Here is a 20,696-nt window from a genome sequence, read left to right on the forward strand (position 1 = left end):
TCAGTCCAGGTGTACGAGGTGGGGGGTGGGTGCGGCGGGGGCGGCCGGCGCCGGGCGCCGTGTCAGCTGGTGCGGCCCTTGGCGTCGAACTGCTTCATGCGGTCCAGGACGGCGTCCGCCGTCGGCCCGTACACCTCGTCCACGATCCTGCCGTCCGCGAGGAACACCACCCGGTCCGCGTACGCCGCCGCCACCGGGTCGTGGGTCACCATCACCACCGTCTGGCCCAGCTGGCGCACCGAGTTGCGCAGGAAGCCCAGCACCTCGGCACCCGAGCGCGAGTCGAGGTTCCCGGTGGGCTCGTCACCGAAGATGATGTCCGGCTTGGAGGCCAGCGCCCGCGCGACGGCGACCCGCTGCTGCTGGCCGCCGGAGAGCTGCGAGGGCCGGTGGCCCAGGCGCCCGGACAGACCCACCATGTCGATGACCGAGTCGAGCCACTGCTTGTCCGGCCTGCGGCCCGCGATGTCCATCGGCAGCGTGATGTTCTCCAGGGCCGTCAGCGTCGGCAGCAGGTTGAACGCCTGGAAGATGAACCCGATCTTGTCCCGGCGCAACTTGGTGAGCTGCTTGTCCTTCAGGGAGCCCAGTTCGGTGTCGCCGATGCGCACCGAACCGGAGGAGAAGGTGTCCAGGCCGGCCACGCAGTGCATCAGCGTGGACTTGCCGGACCCGGAAGGGCCCATGATCGCGGTGAACTCGGCCTGCGCGAAGTCGACGGAGACCCGGTCGAGGGCGACCACCTGGGTCTCGCCCTGTCCGTAGATCTTCGACAGATCCGTGGCGCGCGCGGCCACGGCGGTGGCGCGTCCGGCGATGGAAGAGGTGGTCACGGGTGGGTGCTCCTGTCGGGACGACGGTGTTCTCGGGACGTTCTCCATCGTCCCCGCCGATCCCGTCCGTGAAGTCAGCCGCTGTTCCGGTTCCTGGGGGCGACTGCGGTCGGACCGCGGGCGTCCGTGTCATACCTGGGGATGACACCGGCCCCTGAGAACGCCGCGGGCGCTCCCACTCGCGAAGAGGGAGGTCAGGAACAGGTGGAGCGTCCTTGTTCGTACGGTGAAATTCCGTCATTCCGCATACAAGGCCGCCCGTCGACCGCAAGGCTGTTGGCAAGTGCCGATGGCCTCTTCCGTGTGCTGATGCACCCTCAGACGTCAATAAAATAAGACAACATCGGTCCGCCTGCCCGGTGTCCGAAGGACGCCTCCCGATAGGCTCGGGATCTCAGCGCGGAGCCCATGGCCTGCCCGGATGGTGGAATGCAGACACGGCGAGCTTAAACCTCGCTGCCCCTCGCGGGCGTACCGGTTCAAGTCCGGTTCCGGGCACAATCTCCTCAATCGCGCCTTGCGCACATGATGTCTCCAAGGTGCCGTTTTCTCCGTGCCGGTTCCGTCGGTGCCGTCAGGGCCGACGGGCTCGGCGGCCCTCGCGGAGGTGCCGGCTCCGGCGGACGCCTCGGCTCCGGCGCGCGGGAACGCCTCCGCGCCCCCTGGTTCCCCCCTTCGCCCTTCTTCGCCCCCCTTCCTTCCTTTCTCCTTCCGCAGGGGGCCGCGCCCCCGCCGCCCGATCGCGTCTGCGGCCGTTGACATCGAGTGGGTCCGGGCGGAAACTCTGGGCCAGCTTCGTGAAGGAAATTTCACCTCGCGAACGAGCCGAGAGGAAGGCCCGATGCGCACCACCGTCGGCATCATCGGAGCCGGTCCCGCCGGCCTGCTTCTGGCCCGGCTGCTCCACGGCGCCGGGATCGACTCGGTCGTCCTGGAGAGCCGTGACCGCGCCTACGTCGAGCAGCGCCAGCGTGCCGGGATCCTGGAGCAGGGCACCGCGGACGTGCTGCGCGCGGCCGGGGCGGGGGAGCGGATGGACCGTGAGGGGCTGCGGCACGACGGCATCGAGCTGCGGTTCGCCGGGCGCCGCCACCGCGTCGACTTCCCCGGCCTGACCGGCGGCCGGTCGGTGATGGTGTACGCCCAGACGGAGGTCTGCAAGGACCTCGTAGCCCTCCAGCTCGCCGAGGGCGGCCCGCTGCTGTTCGAGGCGGAGGCGCTGGCCGTGGAGGGCGCGCAGAGCGACCGTCCCGTGGTCCGCTTCCGGCACGAAGGACGCGAGGACGTCCTGGAGTGCGACTACGTCGTCGGCTGCGACGGCCACTGGGGGGTGGCGCGCAGGGCCGTGCCCGCCGCGCTCTCCCAGGTGTTCGAGCGGACGTACCCCTTCGGCTGGCTCGGCGTCCTCGCCGACGTCGCCCCCTCCCACGACGAACTCGTCTACGCCCGCCACGAGCGCGGTTTCGCCCTGCTGTCCATGCGGTCCCCCTCCGTCTCCCGCCTCTACCTCCAGGTGCCCGCGGGCACCGACGCGCAGGCCTGGCCGGACGAGGAGATCTGGGACGAGCTGGAGCGCCGCTTCGAGACCCGTGACGGCTGGCGGCTGGCCCGCGGACCGGTCACCCAGAAGTCGGTGACCCCCATGCGGTCCTACGTCCACGAGCCCATGCGGCACGGCCGGCTCTTCCTCGCCGGGGACGCCGCCCACATCGTCCCGCCGACCGGCGCGAAGGGGCTGAACCTCGCCGTCGGCGACGTCGTCACCTTCGCGCGGGCGCTGACGCACGAGCGGGAGACCGGCTCCGCCGAGCTGCTGGACGCCTACTCGCCGACCTGCCTGCGGCGGGTCTGGCAGGCCGAGCGGTTCAGCTGCGACATGACGGCCATGCTGCACCGCCGGCCGGAGGCCACCGCCTTCGAGGAGCGCCTGCAACTGGCACGGCTGGAGCGGATCGCCTCCTGCCGCGCGGCCGGGGCGGACCTCGCCGAGGGCTACACCGGCTTTCCTCTCGGCTGATTACGGCCGCCGCCGGGTCCGCCGTCCGGGCCCGGAGGTCTCCGGCTGGTTCCGGACAGGTCGCGGGCCGGTCATGAATGGCCCCGGCCGTCGCCGGGAATCACCCGGCCGCGTAGCGTGTTCCGCAGCACAACGGGGGAAAGATCCTTCCCAGGTAGTAGGGTCGATCCTTTGCCGTTCCATTACTCTTGAGCCAAGGCCGCGACGTGCGGCCATGGAGGAGTGAGATGAGGAGCAGAAACCCGGTCTTCTCGCGACGGGGGTTCAGCCGCGACAACGGCTACGCGGGCTTCAACACCGCGCCGCAGGCCGGGGGCCCCGCAGTCGGCACGCAGGGCGGTCCGTACCCGCAGGGCGCTCCGTACGCCCCGCAGGGCGGCAACCCCTACGCGCAGAACCCTTACGCTCAGAACCCCTACGCCCAGCAGGACGTGCAGTACGGCGCGCCGCCGCAGGCCCCGTCCGCCGCCGGCCGCATGACGATGGACGACGTCGTCACCCGCACGGCGTCCACCCTCGGCGTGCTGGTCGTCACGGCCGCGCTCGCCTGGGCGCTGCTGCCGGTCGACGACGCGCACATCAGCCGTTCCTACGGCCTCGGGGTCGGCGCCGCCCTGATCGCGATGGTGCTGGGCTTCGTCCAGTCCTTCAAGCGCAAGGCCTCGCCCGCGCTGATCCTGAGCTACGCGGCCTTCGAGGGCGTGTTCCTCGGCGTGGTCTCCAGCGTCGTCGACAACCGCATCGCCAGCGGCGCCGCCATGCAGGCCGTGATCGGCACGATGGCGGTCTTCGCCGCCGTCCTGGTCGCCTACAAGGCGGGCTGGATCCGCGTCAACCGCCGGTTCTACGGCTTCGTGATGGCCGCCGCACTCGGCTTCGTGCTGCTGATGGTGGTCAACACCCTGTTCGCGGTGTTCGGCGGCGGTGACGGCCTCGGCTTCCGCAGCGGCGCCCTCGGTGTCGTCTTCGGCGTCATCGGCGTCCTGCTCGGCGCCTGCTTCCTCGCCCTGGACTTCAAGCAGGTCGAGGACGGGGTCGCCTACGGCGCCCCGCGCGAGGAGGCCTGGCTCGCGGCCTTCGGCCTCACGCTGACGCTGGTGTGGATCTACATGGAGTTCCTGCGGCTCATCGCGATCCTCAACAGCAACGACTAGCCCCTCACCCGCCGCGCCGCGGGGAGACGGTACGCGCAAGGGCCCCGGCTTCGGCCGGGGCCCTTGCGCGTGTACGGGCGCACCGCCTGCGCGTTCACCCGTCGCGCCCGTCAGAGCAGTTTGCGCGCGGCCCTTCTCAGGTCGTACTCGTGGATGATCGCCTTCGCGTGGCCGTACGCGAGGTTGTGTTCCTGGCGGAGCCAGCTGAGCCGCTCCTCGAAGCAGAGGGCGGGGCCTTCTTCGACGGTGCGCAGCCAGTCGGAGACCTCACGACCGGTGCACTGGGGGATGCGGGCGAGCAGATTGCGGTGGGTCTCTTCGGAGAAGACTTGGGACATCGGCGCCTCCGGACGCTTTCGAAGCCGGTCCTTCACGACACCGTGCCCGAGCGGCGGCGCGTTGGCAACAGTCCGGGTGCGGCGCGTAGTCTCGCGGCGTGGTGGACACGACATCTCTGACCCGGGCAGTGGATCACTTCGCCGACCGTCTGAGGGCGGCTCCGCAGAGCCGGCTCCAGCGCGCGGGCGCCGCCGAGGCGCTGGGGCTGGCCAGGGAGTTCGCCCGGCGGGCGCAACTGCTGGAGGATCCCGGGGCCGAGCCGCGCGAGATGCCCGACGCCGGGATGTTCGCGGCGGCGGACCAGGTGACCGTCGCCGGACACGATCTGGCGCTCCTGCTCACCAGCGAGGCCGAGGTCGAGGAGGCGGTACGGCTGGTGGAGGAGGCACAGAAACGCGCGGGCGTGTGACCGCCCGCGCGATGAGGACACACCGGGTCCGCCGGTCAGAGCGAGGCGATGATCCGGTCCGCCAGGATGTACACGTTCTCCTCGCCGCAGGCGAAGGTCAGGGTGTAGGCGCCCGACACGCCCGAGCCGCCCAGCAGCACCGGGGACTCGCCCGCCTGCAGCGCCGCGGCCAGCCGCTCCGCGGTCTCGCGGTGGCCCGGGGTCATGCACAGCGTCGTACCGTCGGCGAAGACGTACACGTCGAGGGTGCCCAGCGGGCCCGGGCGGACGTCGGCCAGCGCCACCCGCGCGTCGGCCAGCTCCTCCAGCGTGGCGACGGTGCGCTCGTGGTCGCCCACGACCGGGGAGGGGTGCGGGGTGAAGTCCGGGTGCGAGGGGTGGCGGCGGCGGGCCGCGGCCAGCTCCGGGGAGTCGCCCGCGGTGCCCGCGGCCGGGTCCTTGCCGGCCAGACCGGAGAACTCGTCGGCCTCCGCGCCGGACTCGGTCACCGGCTCCAGGTACTCCTCCAGACCGGCCAGGTCCGCCTGGCGCGGCAGGAACAGCTCGCTGTCGGGCAGTCCGAGCAGGGAAGGGGTGTCGGCGGCGTCCCGGGCCTCCTGGGCGGCCCAGAAGGCGCGCGCCTCGGCCAGTTCCCGCTCCCGCTCCTCCGCGAGCGCCTGGACCACGGCGGTGCGTATCTGCTCGGTGTCCGCGTGCCCGCGGGCGGCGGGCAGCAGGGCGCGTGCGGTGACGGCGTGGTTCTCGGCGAGCTGGTTCTGCAGGGCCGTGACCTGGCGGCGCAGGGCGAAGAGGGTGCGCAGGACGGCGACGCCCACGGCGCCGGTGGCGGCCGTGGTGACCAGCAGGGCGATGGGCATGGCGCTCACTGACGTACTCCCGGGTTCATGGTCGACCCCCGACTTCCTACATCAGCTTGAAGGGTGGACTATCAAGCTGTCAGTGCGTAACGTCACGAAACGGACAGGAATGTGGCGCGCGGGACGCTTGAGCCGCCTGTGGGGCCATCGCTGACCTGCGGAGATCTCCTCCCCGAGGGAGATAGGTCACACTCTGGGGGAGATTGGATCACAGAACGGCCCGGAATCCGGGAGTTTTCCGGATTCCGGGCCGTTCCTTCACGGTGGGTGCTATGGCGGCCACTGACGGTGCATCAAGTGGCGGTGTCGGTGGGGCGGGAGGGTCAGCTGAGGCGCTCGACGACCATCGCCATGCCCTGGCCACCGCCGACGCACATCGTCTCCAGGCCGAACTGCTTGTCGTGCCACTGCAGGGAGTTGATCAGCGTGCCGGTGATCCGCGCGCCGGTCATGCCGAACGGGTGGCCGACCGCGATGGCGCCGCCGTTGACGTTGAGCTTGTCGAGGTCGATGCCGAGGTCGCGGTAGGAGGGGATCACCTGGGCGGCGAACGCCTCGTTGATCTCCACCAGGTCGATGTCGCCGATGGTCAGACCGGCCCGCTGCAGCGCCTGCCTGCTGGCCTCGACCGGGCCGAGGCCCATGATCTCCGGGGACAGGCCGGAGACGCCGGTGGAGACGATCCGGGCGAGCGGGGTCAGGCCCAGCTCGCGGGCCTTCGTGTCGGACATGATGACGAGCGCGGCGGCGCCGTCGTTGAGCGGACAGCAGTTGCCAGCGGTGACCAGGCCGTCGGGGCGGAAGACCGGCTTGAGCCCGGCCACGCCCTCCATGGTCACGCCGGCGCGCGGGCCGTCGTCCTTGCCGACGACCGTGCCGTCGGGCAGCGTCACCGGCGTGATCTCCCGCTCCCAGAAGCCGTTCTTGATGGCCTGCTCGGCCAGGTTCTGCGAGCGGACGCCGAACTCGTCCATGTCCTGGCGGGTGACGCCCTTGAGCCGGGCCAGGTTCTCGGCGGTCTGGCCCATCGCGATGTAGGCGTCCGGGACCAGGCCGTCCTCGCGCGGGTCGTGCCAGGTCGTGCCCTCCTGCTCGGCGACGGCGGCGGTACGGGCCTCCGCCTCGGCGAAGAACGGGTTGTGCGTGTCCGGCAGGCTGTCGGAGTTGCCCTTGGTGAAGCGGGAGACCATCTCGACACCGGCCGAGATGAAGACGTCGCCCTCGCCCGCCTTGATGGCGTGCAGTGCCATGCGGGAGGTCTGCAGCGAGGAGGAGCAGTACCGGGTGATCGTGCAGCCGGGCAGGTGGTCCATGCCCATCTGCACGGCGACGATCCGGCCGAGGTTGTTGCCCTGCTCGCCGCCGGGCAGACCGCAGCCGAGCATCAGGTCGTCGATGTCCCGCGGGTCCAGCTCGGGGACCTTGGCGAGCGCGGCCTGGATGATCGTGGCGGTGAGGTCGTCCGGGCGCAGGTCCTTGAGGGAGCCCTTGAAGGCGCGGCCGATGGGCGAGCGGGCGGTCGAGACGATGACGGCTTCGGGCATCACGGCTCCACGGGAGGGGGAGAGGGCGGGCAGGGCTGGATGGGAAGTTACCCGTACGTATGGTCCTGGTCACGGGGATCGCGGTGTGACCCTGACCGCAGTTTTCTAAGCGCTTGCTTTGCTGTGGGGTGGACGATCGGCGAGGTGCCGCCGCGCCGCCGCGCCGCCGCGCCGCTGGGCCGCCGCGCCGCTGGGCCGCCGCGCCGCTGGGCCGCCGGGCCGCGGTGGCTCGTTCACGCCGAGGGGGTGACCTGGGCCGGGCCGGGTTCCGGGACCCGCCGGCGCCGGCGCCGTTTGAGCAGGGCCCAGGGGCCGCGCGGGCCGGTCGGCATCGCGGCCGCGACCTCCGTACCCGCCTCGGACGCCGCCTCCGCCGCCGCCCGCGCCACCGGCAGGAAGCCCTCGCGCCGCGACACGTCCGGCCGTTCCTCCTCCGCCGGCCACAGGCCGAGCGCCGCGCACACCGTCGGCAGCACCGCCATCGCCGCCGTGGCGTACCCCTCGGCGGACGGGTGGTAGTTGTCGGGGCCGAACAGCTCGCGCGGGTTGGCCGCGAACTCCGGGCCCAGCAGATCGCCCAGCGACACGGTACGGCCGCCCTGCTCCACCACCCCGATCGTCTGCGCCGCCGCCAGTTGCCGTGAGGCGCGCCGGGCCAGGTAGCGCAGCGGCTGCTGCACCGGCTCGATCGTGCCCAGGTCGGGGCAGGTGCCGACCACCACTTCCGCCCCGGCCGTGCGCAGCCGCCGTACCGCCGCCGACAGATGGCGCACCGAACGCGTCGGCGGCATCCGGTGGGTGACGTCGTTCGCGCCGATCATGATCACGCAGACGTCCGGCACCTGGTCCGGGTCGGCCAGCACCAGGGCCACCTGGCGGTCCAGGTCGTCGGAGCGGGCGCCGGGCACCGCGACGTTGCGCAGCCGCACCGGACGCTCGGCCACCGCTGCCAGCCCGGACGCCAGCAGCGCGCCCGGGGTCTGCCCGGCCCGGTGGACGCCCTGCCCCGCGGCCGTGGAGTCACCGAGCATGGTCAGCCGCAGCGGCGGTGCGCCGGGGGTGTCGTAGCCCTGGCCGTACAGACCGGAGGCGACCGGTACGTGGTTGTCCGCGCCGTTGCCCACATGGCGCCTGGCCATCTGCACCTCGGCCACCAGCAGTCCCACGGCGGCGGCCCCGACCAGCCCCAGCCCGCCGCCCCCGTACGCGGCGCCGGCCGCGATCCGCCGGGCCACCCGCGCCCTCGACATGCTCGTCATGCCGCCGCCACCTCCCGCATAGCCGTCCACTCAGTCCTTGCCCCGTACCGACCGTCGCCCAATCTCGACAGGGAGTGAACAGCCGCCCCGGGCGGAGTCCCAGCCTTTAGGCTGGCGGAACCACCACGACCACACCTTTTGCAGCGACCGGAGACAACGGTGCGATTCCACGACTCGATGATCAGCCTCGTCGGCAACACCCCGCTGGTACGGCTCAACAGCGTCACCAAGGGCATCAAGGCGACCGTCCTGGCCAAGGTCGAGTACTTCAACCCGGGCGGCTCCGTGAAGGACCGCATCGCCCTGCGCATGATCGAGGCGGCCGAGAAGAGCGGCGAGCTGCGGCCGGGCGGCACCATCGTCGAGCCGACCAGCGGGAACACCGGGGTCGGCCTGGCCATCGTGGCCCAGCAGAAGGGCTACAAGTGCATCTTCGTCTGCCCGGACAAGGTCTCCACCGACAAGATCAACGTGCTGCGCGCCTACGGGGCGGAGGTCGTGGTGTGCCCGACGGCCGTGGCGCCCGAGCACCCGGACTCCTACTACAACGTCTCCGACCGCCTCGTGCGTGAGACCCCCGGCGCCTGGAAGCCCGACCAGTACTCCAACCCGAACAACCCGCTCTCGCACTATCACTCCACCGGCCCCGAGCTGTGGGAGCAGACCGAGGGCAGGATCACCCACTTCGTGGCGGGCGTCGGCACCGGCGGCACCATCTCCGGCACCGGCCGCTACCTCAAGGACGTCAGCGACGGCCGGGTCAAGGTCGTCGGCGCCGACCCCGAGGGCTCGGTGTACTCCGGCGGCTCCGGGCGGCCGTACCTCGTCGAGGGCGTGGGCGAGGACTTCTGGCCCACCGCCTACGACCGGGACGTGGCCGACGAGATCGTCGCCGTCTCCGACAAGGACTCCTTCCAGATGACCCGCCGCCTGGCCAAGGAGGAGGGCCTGCTGGTCGGCGGCTCCTGCGGCATGGCGGTCGTCGCGGCGCTCGAGGTGGCCGGGCGGCTCGGCCCGGACGACGTCGTCGTGGTGCTGCTGCCGGACAGCGGACGCGGGTACCTCTCGAAGATCTTCAACGACGAGTGGATGGCCGACTACGGCTTCCTGGAGGACGAGGGCCCGAGCGCCCGCGTCGGCGACGTGCTCAGCGACAAGGAGGGCGGTTCCATCCCCTCTCTGGTCCACATGCACCCCGATGAGACGGTCGGTCAGGCCATCGAGGTGCTGCGCGAGTACGGCGTCTCGCAGATGCCCATCGTGAAGCCGGGCGCCGGTCACCCCGACGTCATGGCCGCCGAGGTGGTCGGCTCCGTCGTCGAACGCGAGCTGCTGGACGCCCTGTTCACCAAGCGGGCCTCGCTGGAGGACCCGCTGGAGAAGCACCTGTGCGCCCCGCTGCCCCAGGTCGGCTCGGGCGAGCCGGTCGCCGACCTGATGACGGTGCTCGGCACCGCGGACGCGGCGATCGTCCTGGTGGAGGGCAAGCCGACCGGTGTGGTCAGCCGTCAGGACCTGCTGGCCTTCCTCGCCAAGGGCGGCAAGCAGTAGCAGACGCCCGGTGCGAGCAGGAGCGGACGCCCGGTGAACGGGGGCGGCCCGGCCCGGGGGAACGCGCGGTGACCTGCGGCCGAGGGGCGGTCGCGCAAGCGCTACGCGCGTGTCACGTGCCCGCAGCACCCGCTTAACACGCGTCCGGCACAGTGGTGGTCGTCGGCAGGGAGGCGGGGCCACCGCCCGGGCGTCACGGCACGCTCCGGGAAGGCACTTCCTCCGGGCCGGCGACCCGATACGGCGTCAAGGACAACCGGAGCGGCTCCCGGACCTCCATGGACGCCCGGACGCAGGGCCCGGCCTGACCCGGCCCGCGTCCCCCGCGGGGACCGCCGTCGTCCCGCCCCCCAGTGCTGGGGGTGCGGCGGTCCCCGCGCACCTCTCCTGTCTCCTGTGGCGGGCCCGCGCACCTTCTCCGGCGGCGCCGCACGGGCCGGCCGCGCATCGTGCTTGCCTGGTGCCGGCTGCCTGTCGTGTTTGCTTGCCTGGTGCCGGCCGCCCGCCGTGGCCGCCTGCCTCGGTGTCAGTCGCCTGCCGCGCCTACCTGCCCGGTGCCGGCTGCCTGTCGTGCCTGACTGCCTGGTGCCGGCCGCCCGCCGTGACTGCCTGCCCGGTGCCGGCCGCCGGCCGTTCCTGCCTCGTGTCAGTCGTCCCAGTCGTCGTTCCCGGAGGGGCGGCGGCGCCGGCCGAAGAGGCCCGGGTTGGTCCGGGCGGCCTGGACGGCGTTGACGCCGACGATCCCGGCCCAGGCCACGATCAGGCCGGGCAGGTGGGCGGTGCCGGCACCGATGGCGGAGAGCGGCACGGCCAGCACCAGGGAGACGATGCCGAAGCCGAAACGCTCGCCGAAGGAGTCGGTGGCCCGGGGCGAGCGGGCGCCGCGGGTCGCCGTCATCTGCTGCTCGGCGAGGTGACGCCGCAGGCGGCGCTCCACGGCGCCGTCGATGCGCTGGTCGACCTTCTCCAGGAACGAGTCGACCAGCGCGGACTCGTACTCGGCGCCCAGTTCCCCGCGGGCCTGCAGGGTGGCGTTGAGTTCCTTCTTCAGATCGGTGTCCCGCGTGTCCATTCCGGTCATGCCGACCAGGCTAGGGAGAGCGGCGGCCCCGCGCACTGGGGCTAGCCCCCCTGCTCGCCTGGGGCCGGCCGCCGTCGGCGTCACCCGGACTGCGGCTGCGGCGGGCACGCCGACGGCGGTGGCCGTCGCAACGGCCCCGGGTCGGGGCCGGTCCGCGGTCGCAGGGGTCGCGCGCACCGCGTCCGTCCACGATTAGCACGCACCCGGTCACCCACCGTGCCGGCCGGGCGACACTTGGTGGTACTTGGTGGTTCCCTTGCCCGGCCTGTATGACTTCATGCAGAGTTCTTGGTGTCTGAATACCAACTGGTCGGGGAGTACTCTCCCGGGGCGTCGACGACTTCTGGAGGGGGAGCACGTCATGAGCGTGACCGACAGCCCTGCCGCACGGCTGCAGGCGCTCTTCGAGGGGCACCGGCTCACGCCGACCCAGCGGCGCATCGCGCACAGCATGGTCCGGCGCGCCGCGGAGGTGCCGTTCCTGTCCAGCGTCGAGCTGGCCGAACTCGCCGGGGTCAGCCAGCCGTCGGTCACCCGCTTCGCGGTCGCCCTCGGCTTCGACGGCTACCCGGCGCTGCGCCGGCACCTGCGCGAGGTGGCGCCCGCCGAACCGGTGGACCGCCCCGCCTCGGCCAACGAGTACCAGCAGGCCGTCGAGGCGGAGATCGAGAACCTCCGCCACCTGGCCGAGGCCCTGGCCGACCCGGGGCCGGTGCAGGAGGCGGGCCGCCTCCTGGCCGCCTCGCGCCCGCTGCCGGTCCTGGGCCTGCGGGCCGCGGCCTCCCAGGCGTACGGCTTCGCGTACTTCGCCGCCAAGGTGCACCCGGACGTACGGCTGCTCGACGAGGGCGGCACGATGATCCAGGACCGCATCGACGGCGCCGTACGGGCCGGGGCGTCGGCGCTGCTGTGCTTCGCGCTGCCGCGCCACCCGCGTGAGGTGGTGGAGACCCTCGCCTACGCCCGGCAGGCCGGTCTGGCCGTCGTCACCGTCGCCGACTCGGCGTTCGCCCCGGTCGCCCGCCACTCCGACCTGCTGCTGCCCGCGGCCGTCGGTACCGGGCTCGCCTTCGACACCGCCTGCGCGCCGATGCTGCTGGGCCGGGTGCTCCTGGAGGCCATGTGCGACGACCTGCCCGACGCGCAGGCACGGCTGGAGGAGTTCGACGCGAAGGCGGCGGCCCGCGGACTGTTCGAGGACTGAACGGACCGGGGGCGGGCCGGTCGGTGAATGGAGCGGTGGGCCGGGCGGTGGACGGGGCGGCGTCGGCGGTGCCGCGCCCGGCCCTCGGTGCGCGCGGGGGCTCGGTGCCCCCGGATCCGGGGTTCTCCGACCCGGTGGGCGCGGCTCGGTCCTCCCGGGATCGGTACGCGTGGGCTCGGATCTCTCGGGTTCGGTGTGCGCGGGCTCGGTGCTCCCGGTCCGGTGGTCGCGGGCTCGGTGCTCTCAGACTCGTCTCACGAACGCTCGCTAGCCTCCCGCCCGGACCGACCGGAGGGTGCCGGGGAGAGAAGGAGGCAGCAGGTGGCACGCGGAACGCGCGGGGACCGTGGAGGCCGAGGAGAGCGTGGAGACCGTGGCGGACGGGGGCTGGCCCGGGTGGCCGTCGTCGTCCGGGCCGGGGCCGCACCGATGTGGTGGCTGGGGGTGGTCGCGGCGGGGGCCGGAGCGCTGCCGCCGGGGCTGACCGGGCGGCGGATCGGGGTGCTGTCGGGGGCCGCGCTGTTCCTGGTGGCCGCGGCCGTCGTGGCCTGCGCGCGCCGCCGCCGCTACCTCGCGCTCGCCCAGGGTGCCTCCCGCGCCGGACGGCACGACGTGCTCCAGGACCGCGCGGTCAGCGTCCGGGCCTGGCGCCGGGGGCACCGCTGGTGGCTGCTGCTGGCGTTCGCGGCCGCCCTGGGCAGTTCCTTCGCCCTCCCGGCGGCCGGCGGCATGCTCCTGGCGGGCGCCGGGGCCGGGCTGCGGCTCAAGGCCGCCTGGCTCGGACGCCGCGAACGGGCGGGGGACGCGCTGCTGTGGGTGCGGGTGGACTGGCTCGGCCGGGACGGCGGGCGCCCGGCGGGCAAGGCGGTCAGGGCCTACCGCAGCACGGGCATCGCGGCGGGCGACGCGGCCCCCGGAGGAACCCGCCGCCGCACCGCGGCGCTCGTCTAGTACGGCCTCGCCCGGCCGGCAGGGCCCCGTCCGATACGGCCTCTCGGCACCGGCGGCCGTGCGGCCCGGGGCCGGGGGCGACTCTGAGTCGTGCGGCTCGGGTCTGCCGTGCGGCTCGGGGCCGCTGTGCGGCGGCTCAGACCTCCAGGTCCTCCTCGATGCGCTTGAGCTGGTGGCGGGCCATCGCCAGGTTGGCCCGCTTCGCGTCCAGTACGAGGTAGAGGAAGAGCCCGTTGCCGCCCCGTCCGCTGATCAGGCGGATCACGTGGTACTGGTCGGACAGGGTGATCAGGATGTCCTCGATCTGCCCCTTGAGGCCGAGGTGCTCCATGGTGCGCATCTTGGCCCGTACGACATCGGTGTTGCCGGCGGCGGCGACGTTCAGGTCGAAGGTCTTGCTGCCGCCCATCGTGCCCAGCGCCATACCGGTGGTGTAGTCGACGAGCGCGACGCCGGTGGCGCCCTCGATGGAGGCGAGCGCTTCCTTCAGGCAGGTCTCGGTGTTGGCCATGGCCGTCTCTCCTTTTTCCTTCGTCAGCTTTCGGTGGTGGCGGTGCCGGCGGGCGCGTGACTGCCCGGCGGGGTGCCTGGGGTGCCGGGACCGCCGGGGGCGGCGCCCGGTTCGGCGCCTGGCGCGGCGCCCGCGGTGGGTGAGGCCGGTTCGGCGGGTTCGGTGGTCGTGGCAGCCGGGGTGGGGCGGGGCGTGCGCGGGGTCCTGGTCCGCAGGGGTGCGGGGCGCGCGGGCGGTTTCGCCGGCCTGGCCGGGGTCCTGCCGGGGACGGCCGCCGCCGCCCCGGCGTCGACCAGTTCGCCGATACGGGTCCCGGCCCGGCGGCCCTCCAGATGGAGGCGGCCGACGTTGACGCGGTCCTCGGCGAGCAGCGTCAGCACGGCGCCGCGTCCCGCCGCGTAGGTGGCGACGTAGCCGTGCACGCCCCGTACCAGCAGTTCACGCAGTCCGCCCCGGCCGGTCACGTCCGCCATGCGGACGGCCACACCCAGCGCGGTCGCGGTCAGGGCCGCCAGGCCCTCCGGTTCCGCATCCGGGGTGTCGTGGGCCAGGACCAGCCCGTCGACGCTCGCCGCCAGCGCACCGGTGAGCTGGGGGACGCGCGCCCTCAGCCGCCGCAGTTCCTCCAGGATCTCGGGATCGGCTGCCATCCGGTGTCTCCTCTCAAAGGGCCTCCAGCGCATCCCTGAGCCTCTTCAGCAGCGTGATGTGGGGGTCGGTGCCGGGTGCCGGCTGTGTGAGCCAGGGGTCAGCGGGACCGGCGGGCGACGGCTCGGCGACCATGGGCCCGGTGTCCCCCGGTCCGGTGTCCGTGAGCCGGGTGTCCGGGGGGCCGGGGAAGGCGGGCAGTGGCGCCGCGGACGGGCCCGGGCCGGGCGGACCGGGTGGTGGGTCGGGCCGCGGCTGTGGTGCGAGGAGGCCCGCGGCGGCCAGACGCCGCACGTCCACCAGGGTGTGGAACGCCTGCCGCCCCAGGTCCCGGGCCAGGTCGGCGGCGGTGCGGGTGCCGTCGACCAGGTCCAGCAGGGCCCGCTGACGGGAGGTCAGCCACGGTGCGGCGGTGGCGGAGGTCCGCAGCAGGAGGGCGCTGTCCGGGCGCGCGTCGGGCCAGATGCGGTCCAGCAGCGCGCGCCTGCGCAGGGTTGCGCGCTCCAGGGCGTCGACCGGGACCGTCGGGACGGTGCCGGGCCGGTGGGCGGGTCCGTAACGGAAGCGGCCCGGGGTGCTGCTCGGGGCGAGGACGAAGTAGGCGGCGTCGTAGAGCGTGCCGAGGTGGCACAGGTGCAGGGCGCCCTCGGTGAGGCGGCCGTCGGCCAGCAGGACCTGCGCCGCGCCCGGCGGGCCGCCGGCCCGGGAGACGGCGTCCCGCCAGACCTCGGGGCGCAGCGTGCCGTGGGTGGTGAGGAGTATGTCCAGTCCGGGGGCCAGCGGGCTCTCGGCGTGTGCCACGCGGCCCTCGTCGAGGTGGAGCGTGCCGCGTTCACGGACGAGGAGGCCGGTGGCCCGCTCGGCCGCCAGGCGGGTCAGCATCGGTGAGACGCCGCCCCAGGCCCGCTCGCTGTCCGCCCTGTCCCGCACCGGCAGCGGGGGAGGAGTGTCGACCACGGTCATCCCAGCACCAGCCGCTCCGCCATCTCGCCCAGGCGTATGCGGGCGAGGGCGAGGTTGCCCTCCGCTCGGGTCAGCCACAGGTGCAGGAACACGCTGCTGTCGAAGGTGGTGTCCACGAAGCGCAGCAGGTGGTAGCTGTCGCGGTTGCTGACGATCAGGTCCTCGACCGGCGGGCGGTCACCTCCCTCGGGGTCGTCGGCGGCGGCGAACGCGCCGTGTTCCGCGGCCAGCCGGGCCAGTTCCGCGGCTTCCGCCGCGGTGGTCTCGTGGTCGCCGCCCGGGGGCTCCCCGACGGCGCCCAGGGCCAGCCCGCTCGTCCAGTCGACCAGCGCGGCGCCCCGCGCTCCGGGCAACCGCATGGCTTCCAGCAGGCACTCGTCGATTCCGGGCACGGTCGTTCCCCTCCCGCCTGGGGTTTCGGCTGAGTGAGGCAGACGCTACGCAGGGTGTGCGGGGGCGGTGGGGGTTACGGCATTTTCCAGTGGAACATGCGCCCGAGGAACTAACGTGGGTCGGCTGACCCCGGCAACACGCCTCCCTCACGCGGCAGTACGCCCCCACACGCGCCAGCACGCCCCTGCGGCAGTGCACCGTCCGACGGCGGCACGCGATTCCCCGGCAGTACGCCGTCCGACGGTGGCACGCGATTCCCCGGCAGTACGCCGCCCGACGGTGGCACGCCATTCCCCGGCAGTACGCCCAGCCCCTGCCCGCCGCCCCCACGACCGGACCTGGCCGGGTCCTTGCCGAACGCCGCCTCCATCGAGCGCGACCCGGCCCCGTGCCCCGGGCCGCCCGTTCACACCCCACGCCTCCCCTCCTCGCCCGCCCCGCGCCCCCTCGCGCCGCGCCCCGTCCGATTCCCGCAGGGCGCCTCCGTGTCGCCCCGTCGACGTATTGACTAGTTCTATTCAACGGTTCAGGATGTGAATAGAAGCCGTAACAATCCCTCGGGAGCAACCGCCAGGAGGCAGACCATGTCAGGACCCCGCCCCGTTCGAGCACCGCGCGGCACGGAACTGAGCGCCCTGGGATGGCAGCAGGAGGCCGCCCTGCGGATGCTGCAGAACAACCTCGACCCCGAGGTCGCCGAGCACCCCGACAAGCTCGTCGTCTACGGCGGCACCGGCAAGGCCGCCCGCGACTGGCGCTCCTTCGACGCCATGGTCCGCACCATGAAGACCCTCAAGGCCGACGAGACCATGCTCGTGCAGTCCGGCCGCCCGGTCGGCGTCATGCAGACCCACGAGTGGGCCCCGCGCGTCCTGATCGCCAACTCCAACCTCGTCGGCGACTGGGCCAACTGGGAGGAGTTCCGCCGCCTGGAGGCCCTCGGCCTGACCATGTACGGGCAGATGACCGCCGGCTCCTGGATCTACATCGGTACCCAGGGCATCCTCCAGGGCACCTACGAGACCTTCGCCGCCGTCGCCGCCAAGAAGTTCGGCGGCACGCTCGCCGGGACCATCACCCTCACCGCCGGCCTCGGCGGCATGGGCGGCGCCCAGCCGCTCGCCGTGACGATGAACGACGGCGTCGCCATCTGCATCGACTGCGACCCGCGCGCCATCGACCGCCGCATCGAGCACCGCTACCTCGACGTACGGGCCGACAGCCTGGAGCACGCCCTCCAGCTCGCCACCGAGGCCCGCGACCAGCGCAGGCCGCTGTCCATCGGCGTCCTCGGCAACGCCGCCGAACTGGTCCCGCAGCTCCTCGCCATGAGCGCGCCCATCGACATCGTCACCGACCAGACCAGTGCCCACGACCCGCTGGCCTACCTGCCCGTCGGCGTCGCCTTCGAGGACATGGCCGACGCCGCCGCCAAGGACCCGGCCGGCTTCACCACCCGCGCCCGCGAGTCGATGGCCAGGCACGTCGAGGCCATGGTCGGCTTCCAGGACGCCGGGGCCGAGGTCTTCGACTACGGCAACTCCATCCGCGGTGAGGCCCAACTGGCCGGGTACGAGCGGGCGTTCGCATTCCCCGGCTTCGTCCCCGCCTACATCCGCCCGCTGTTCTGCGAGGGCAAGGGCCCCTTCCGCTGGGCCGCCCTGTCCGGCGACCCCGCCGACATCGCCAAGACCGACAAGGCGATCCTGGACCTCTTCCCGGAGAACGAGTCCCTGGCCCGGTGGATCAAGATGGCCGGCGAACGCGTCCACTTCCAGGGCCTGCCCGCCCGTATCTGCTGGCTCGGCTACGGCGAGCGCGACAAGGCCGGCGAGCGCTTCAACGACATGGTCGCGAGCGGTGAGCTGGCCGCGCCGATCGTCATCGGCCGCGACCACCTCGACTGCGGCTCCGTCGCCTCCCCGTACCGCGAGACCGAGGCCATGCTCGACGGCTCCGACGCCATCGCCGACTGGCCGCTGCTGAACGCCATGGTCAACGTGGCCTCCGGCGCCTCCTGGGTGTCCATCCACCACGGCGGCGGTGTCGGCATGGGCCGCTCGATCCACGCCGGCCAGGTGACGGTCGCCGACGGCACGAAGCTCGCGGGGGAGAAGATCCGCCGCGTCCTCACCAACGACCCCGGCATGGGCGTCATCCGGCACGTGGACGCCGGGTACGACATCGCCGACTCCGTCGCCGACGAGCGCGGCGTGCGCGTGCCGATGCGTGAGGGTGAGGGCGCGTGACCGTGCGGGACGGCGGGCGCGAGGGCGACCGGCCGGCGGGACACGGCACCCGGCCCCCGGGCGCGGGTCCGGCCGCGCCCGCCCTCCCCGCCGGCCCGGTGGGGGCCCCCGGCGCGGCGCGGAACGACTCCGCACGGCGCGGAGGGCGCGCGGGCGCCTCCTTCCACGAGATGTGGCGCGACCTCGCCCCCATCGGACGGCACGCAGGATCCGGCGGCTACCGGCGCTTCGCCTGGACCGGGGCCGACACCGAGTGCCGGGCCTGGTTCGAGGAGCAGGCCCGTGCGCGCGGACTGGCCTACGAGGTGGACCGCAACGGGAACCAGTGGGCCTGGCTCGGTGACCCGGCCGCCGGGGACGCCGTCGTGGCCGGGTCGCACCTGGACTCCGTACCCGACGGCGGGGCCTTCGACGGGCCCCTCGGCGTCGTGTCGGCGTTCGCCGCGCTCGACGAACTGCGCCGCCGGGGAGCCCGGTTCGGCAAGCCGCTGGCCCTCGTCAACTTCGGCGACGAGGAGGGTGCCCGGTTCGGGCTCGCCTGTGTCGGCTCGCGGCTGACCGCGGGGCAGCTCACCGTCGAGCAGGCGCACCGGCTCACCGACGGCGACGGGACCACCCTGCCCCGCGCCATGGAGGCCGCCGGCTACGACCCGGACGCCATCGGCCCGGACCCGGAACGCCTCTCCCGCATCGGCGCCTTCGTCGAACTCCACGTCGAACAGGGCCGATCCCTGGACCTGACCGGCGACCCGGTCGGCGTGGCCAGCGCGATCTGGCCGCACGGGCGGTGGCGGTTCGACTTCCGCGGCGAGGCCAACCACGCCGGCACCACCCGGCTGGCCGACCGGCGCGACCCGATGCTGTCCTACGCCGAGACGGTGCTCGCCGCCCGCCGCGAGGCGGAACTAGCCGGTGCGGTGGCCACCTTCGGCAAGATCTCCGTGGAGCCGAACGGCGTCAACGCGATCCCGTCCCTGGTGCGCGGCTGGCTCGACTCCCGCGCCGCCGACCAGGCCACCCTGGACACGGTGGTCACCGGTGTGGAGAAGGCGGCCCGCGCGTACGCGGCGGCGCACGGCATCGACCTCGACGTGGTCCGCGAGTCCTTCACGCCCGTCGTCGAGTTCGACCACGCCCTGCGCGACGAACTCGCCCGCATCCTGGGCCACCGCACCGGCCTGAAGGTGCCCGTCCTCGGCACGGGGGCCGGACACGACGCCGGAATCCTGTCCGCGAGCATCCCGACCGCCATGCTGTTCGTGCGCAACCCCACCGGTGTCTCGCACTCCCCGGCCGAGTTCGCCGCCGAGGACGACTGCGTGGCCGGGGTGCGCGCCCTCGCCGACGTACTGGAAGGACTGGCCTGCACGTGACCACCACCGAGCGGACACGGACGTACTGGCTGGAGCACGCCTGGCTCGGCACGCACGTCGAGCCGGACGTGGCGCTCGACGTGCGCGACGGCCGCATCGCGGCCGTCCGCACGGGGGTCGCCGCCCCGCCGCCGGGCGCCGAACCCCTGCGCGGCCTCACGCTCCCCGGCCTGGCCAACGCGCACAGCCACGCCTTCCACCGGGCCCTGCGCGGCACCGTCCAGGTCGGCTCCGGCACCTTCTGGACCTGGCGCGAGGTCATGTACGCCACCGCCGACCGGCTCACCCCGGACACCTACCGGGCCCTGGCCCGCGCGGTGTACGCCGAGATGGCGCTCGCGGGGATCACCGCCGTCGGCGAGTTCCACTACGTCCACCACGCCCCGGGCGGCGCCCGCTACGCCGACCCGAACGCGATGGGCGAGGCCCTGGTCGAGGCCGCCGCCGAAGCCGGCATCCGCATCACCCTCCTCGACACCTGCTATCTCTCCGCCGGCTTCGGGCAGCCGCCCGACGGGCACCAGGCCCGCTTCTCCGACGGGACGGCCGAGGCCTGGGCCGAACGCTGTTCAGTTCTCAAGGAACGGGATCACGCGCGGATCGGTGCCGCCGTCCACTCGGTGCGGGCGGTGCCCGCGCGGGAACTGGCCACGGTGGCGCGCTGGGCCGGGGAGCGGCGGGCCCCGCTCCACGTCCACCTCTCCGAGCAGACCGCGGAGAACGACGCCTGCCTGCACGCCCACGGGTGCACCCCCACCCGGCTGCTGGCCGACCACGGCGTCCTCGGCCCGCGCACCACCGGCGTGCACAACACCCACCTCACCGAGGACGACATCGCCCTGCTCGGCACCACCGGCACCGGCACCTGCATGTGCCCGACCACCGAACGGGACCTCGCCGACGGCATCGGCCCGGCGCCCGCCCTCCAGCGCGCCGGCTCCCCGCTCAGCCTCGGCTCCGACAGCCACGCCGTCATCGACCTGTTCGAAGAGGCCCGCGCGATGGAGCTGAACGAGCGCCTGCGCAGCCGCACCCGCGGCCACTGGACGGCCGCCGCCCTGCTGCGCGCAGCCACCGGGGACGGTCACGCAGCCCTCGGCTGGGAGGACGCGGGCAGCCTCACCGCAGGCGCCCTCGCCGACTTCACGACGATCGCGCTGGACTCGGTCAGGACAGCGGGGCCGCTGCCGCGGCTGGGCGCCGAGACGGCCGTATTCGCCGCGAGCGCGGCGGACGTGCGCCATACGGTCGTGGGCGGGCGCCATGTCGTACGCGACGGGGCGCACGCCCTGGTCCCCGACGTGCCGTCAGAGCTGGCCGCCGCGGTCGAAGCCCTGCGCGGCTGAACCCCACCGTCATC

19 protein-coding genes and 1 tRNA gene are annotated in these 20,696 nt (G+C 73.4%); 10 read left to right on the top strand and 10 right to left on the bottom strand.

Annotated features, from left to right (window positions below):
- Positions 1–62: 62 nt before the first annotated feature.
- A complete protein-coding gene (locus tag IG64_RS06190; RefSeq protein WP_037852858.1) occupies positions 63–833 on the bottom strand; it encodes an ABC transporter ATP-binding protein in 771 nt (256 codons plus the stop codon).
- Positions 834–1,248: 415 nt separating this feature from the next.
- Between IG64_RS06190 and IG64_RS06195 the strand changes: the two genes are divergently transcribed.
- From IG64_RS06195 to IG64_RS06205, 3 genes are all read left to right on the top strand, one after another.
- Positions 1,249–1,331, top strand: a tRNA-Leu gene (locus IG64_RS06195).
- A 343-nt stretch (positions 1,332–1,674) separates the two neighbouring features.
- Complete coding sequence (locus tag IG64_RS06200) at positions 1,675–2,850, top strand: 4-hydroxybenzoate 3-monooxygenase (protein ID WP_037852862.1); 1,176 nt, start codon at positions 1,675–1,677, stop codon at positions 2,848–2,850.
- 227 nt (positions 2,851–3,077) lie between these two features.
- On the top strand, positions 3,078–4,004 hold the full coding sequence (locus IG64_RS06205; protein WP_037852864.1) for a Bax inhibitor-1/YccA family membrane protein: 927 nt from the start codon (positions 3,078–3,080) through the stop codon (positions 4,002–4,004).
- Positions 4,005–4,114: 110 nt separating this feature from the next.
- Here the strand turns inward: IG64_RS06205 and IG64_RS06210 are convergent, their stop codons facing one another.
- Positions 4,115–4,342 carry a DUF4287 domain-containing protein gene (locus IG64_RS06210; protein WP_037852866.1) on the bottom strand — a complete coding sequence of 76 codons (228 nt, stop codon included), beginning with the start codon at positions 4,340–4,342 and terminating at the stop codon, positions 4,115–4,117.
- A 98-nt stretch (positions 4,343–4,440) separates the two neighbouring features.
- Between IG64_RS06210 and IG64_RS06215 the strand changes: the two genes are divergently transcribed.
- A complete protein-coding gene (locus tag IG64_RS06215; RefSeq protein WP_234438407.1) occupies positions 4,441–4,752 on the top strand; it encodes a hypothetical protein in 312 nt (103 codons plus the stop codon).
- Between the two features lie 35 nt (positions 4,753–4,787).
- On the opposite strand, the gene IG64_RS06220 is transcribed toward IG64_RS06215, so the two are convergent.
- The 3 genes from IG64_RS06220 to IG64_RS06230 all read right to left on the bottom strand — a co-directional run bounded on the left by IG64_RS06220 (position 4,788) and on the right by IG64_RS06230 (position 8,412).
- Positions 4,788–5,618 (bottom strand): hypothetical protein, encoded by an 831-nt coding sequence (locus tag IG64_RS06220; protein WP_037852871.1) that lies wholly within the window; start codon positions 5,616–5,618, stop codon positions 4,788–4,790.
- 314 nt (positions 5,619–5,932) lie between these two features.
- Positions 5,933–7,153 (bottom strand): acetyl-CoA C-acetyltransferase, encoded by a 1,221-nt coding sequence (locus IG64_RS06225; RefSeq protein WP_037852874.1) that lies wholly within the window; start codon positions 7,151–7,153, stop codon positions 5,933–5,935.
- Between the two features lie 233 nt (positions 7,154–7,386).
- On the bottom strand, positions 7,387–8,412 hold the full coding sequence (locus IG64_RS06230; protein ID WP_199811519.1) for an SGNH/GDSL hydrolase family protein: 1,026 nt from the start codon (positions 8,410–8,412) through the stop codon (positions 7,387–7,389).
- A 159-nt stretch (positions 8,413–8,571) separates the two neighbouring features.
- Between IG64_RS06230 and IG64_RS06235 the strand changes: the two genes are divergently transcribed.
- Positions 8,572–9,963 carry a cystathionine beta-synthase gene (locus tag IG64_RS06235; RefSeq protein WP_037852876.1) on the top strand — a complete coding sequence of 464 codons (1,392 nt, stop codon included), beginning with the start codon at positions 8,572–8,574 and terminating at the stop codon, positions 9,961–9,963.
- A 646-nt stretch (positions 9,964–10,609) separates the two neighbouring features.
- Here IG64_RS06235 and IG64_RS06240 read toward each other — a convergent pair.
- Positions 10,610–11,035: a hypothetical protein gene (locus IG64_RS06240; protein ID WP_037852878.1), complete on the bottom strand. Its 426-nt coding sequence runs from the start codon at positions 11,033–11,035 to the stop codon at positions 10,610–10,612.
- Between the two features lie 370 nt (positions 11,036–11,405).
- Here IG64_RS06240 and IG64_RS06245 point away from each other — a divergent pair, with 370 nt between their 5' ends.
- Entirely contained in the window at positions 11,406–12,248 is an 843-nt protein-coding gene (locus IG64_RS06245) for a MurR/RpiR family transcriptional regulator (RefSeq protein WP_037852881.1), read from the top strand.
- A gap of 429 nt (positions 12,249–12,677) precedes the next feature.
- A complete protein-coding gene (locus IG64_RS06250; protein ID WP_234438409.1) occupies positions 12,678–13,199 on the top strand; it encodes a hypothetical protein in 522 nt (173 codons plus the stop codon).
- A gap of 136 nt (positions 13,200–13,335) precedes the next feature.
- On the opposite strand, the gene IG64_RS06255 is transcribed toward IG64_RS06250, so the two are convergent.
- The 4 genes from IG64_RS06255 to IG64_RS06270 are packed head-to-tail and all read right to left on the bottom strand — an operon-like array spanning position 13,336 to position 15,713.
- Positions 13,336–13,710 carry a hypothetical protein gene (locus IG64_RS06255; RefSeq protein WP_037852885.1) on the bottom strand — a complete coding sequence of 125 codons (375 nt, stop codon included), beginning with the start codon at positions 13,708–13,710 and terminating at the stop codon, positions 13,336–13,338.
- A 23-nt stretch (positions 13,711–13,733) separates the two neighbouring features.
- On the bottom strand, positions 13,734–14,360 hold the full coding sequence (locus tag IG64_RS41970) for a roadblock/LC7 domain-containing protein (RefSeq protein WP_037852886.1): 627 nt from the start codon (positions 14,358–14,360) through the stop codon (positions 13,734–13,736).
- A gap of 13 nt (positions 14,361–14,373) precedes the next feature.
- Positions 14,374–15,321 carry a hypothetical protein gene (locus IG64_RS06265; protein WP_037852887.1) on the bottom strand — a complete coding sequence of 316 codons (948 nt, stop codon included), beginning with the start codon at positions 15,319–15,321 and terminating at the stop codon, positions 14,374–14,376.
- A complete protein-coding gene (locus IG64_RS06270; protein ID WP_037852888.1) occupies positions 15,318–15,713 on the bottom strand; it encodes a hypothetical protein in 396 nt (131 codons plus the stop codon). The genes IG64_RS06265 and IG64_RS06270 overlap by 4 nt, the downstream gene beginning before the upstream one ends.
- A 585-nt stretch (positions 15,714–16,298) precedes the next feature.
- On the opposite strand from IG64_RS06270, the gene hutU reads away from it, so the two are divergent.
- The 3 genes from hutU to IG64_RS06285 all read left to right on the top strand — a co-directional run bounded on the left by hutU (position 16,299) and on the right by IG64_RS06285 (position 20,682).
- The gene (hutU, locus tag IG64_RS06275) at positions 16,299–17,963 is read left to right on the top strand and encodes a urocanate hydratase (RefSeq protein ID WP_037852889.1); all 1,665 of its coding nucleotides are present in this window, start codon (positions 16,299–16,301) and stop codon (positions 17,961–17,963) included.
- A 170-nt stretch (positions 17,964–18,133) separates the two neighbouring features.
- On the top strand, positions 18,134–19,336 hold the full coding sequence (locus IG64_RS06280) for an allantoate amidohydrolase (RefSeq protein ID WP_234438410.1): 1,203 nt from the start codon (positions 18,134–18,136) through the stop codon (positions 19,334–19,336).
- Positions 19,333–20,682: a formimidoylglutamate deiminase gene (locus IG64_RS06285; protein ID WP_037852891.1), complete on the top strand. Its 1,350-nt coding sequence runs from the start codon at positions 19,333–19,335 to the stop codon at positions 20,680–20,682. Before IG64_RS06280 ends, IG64_RS06285 begins: the two co-directional genes overlap by 4 nt.
- Positions 20,683–20,696: the final 14 nt, after the last annotated feature.

Source organism: Streptomyces sp. NRRL S-340, from assembly GCF_000720185.1.
Classification (GTDB): domain Bacteria; phylum Actinomycetota; class Actinomycetes; order Streptomycetales; family Streptomycetaceae; genus Streptomyces.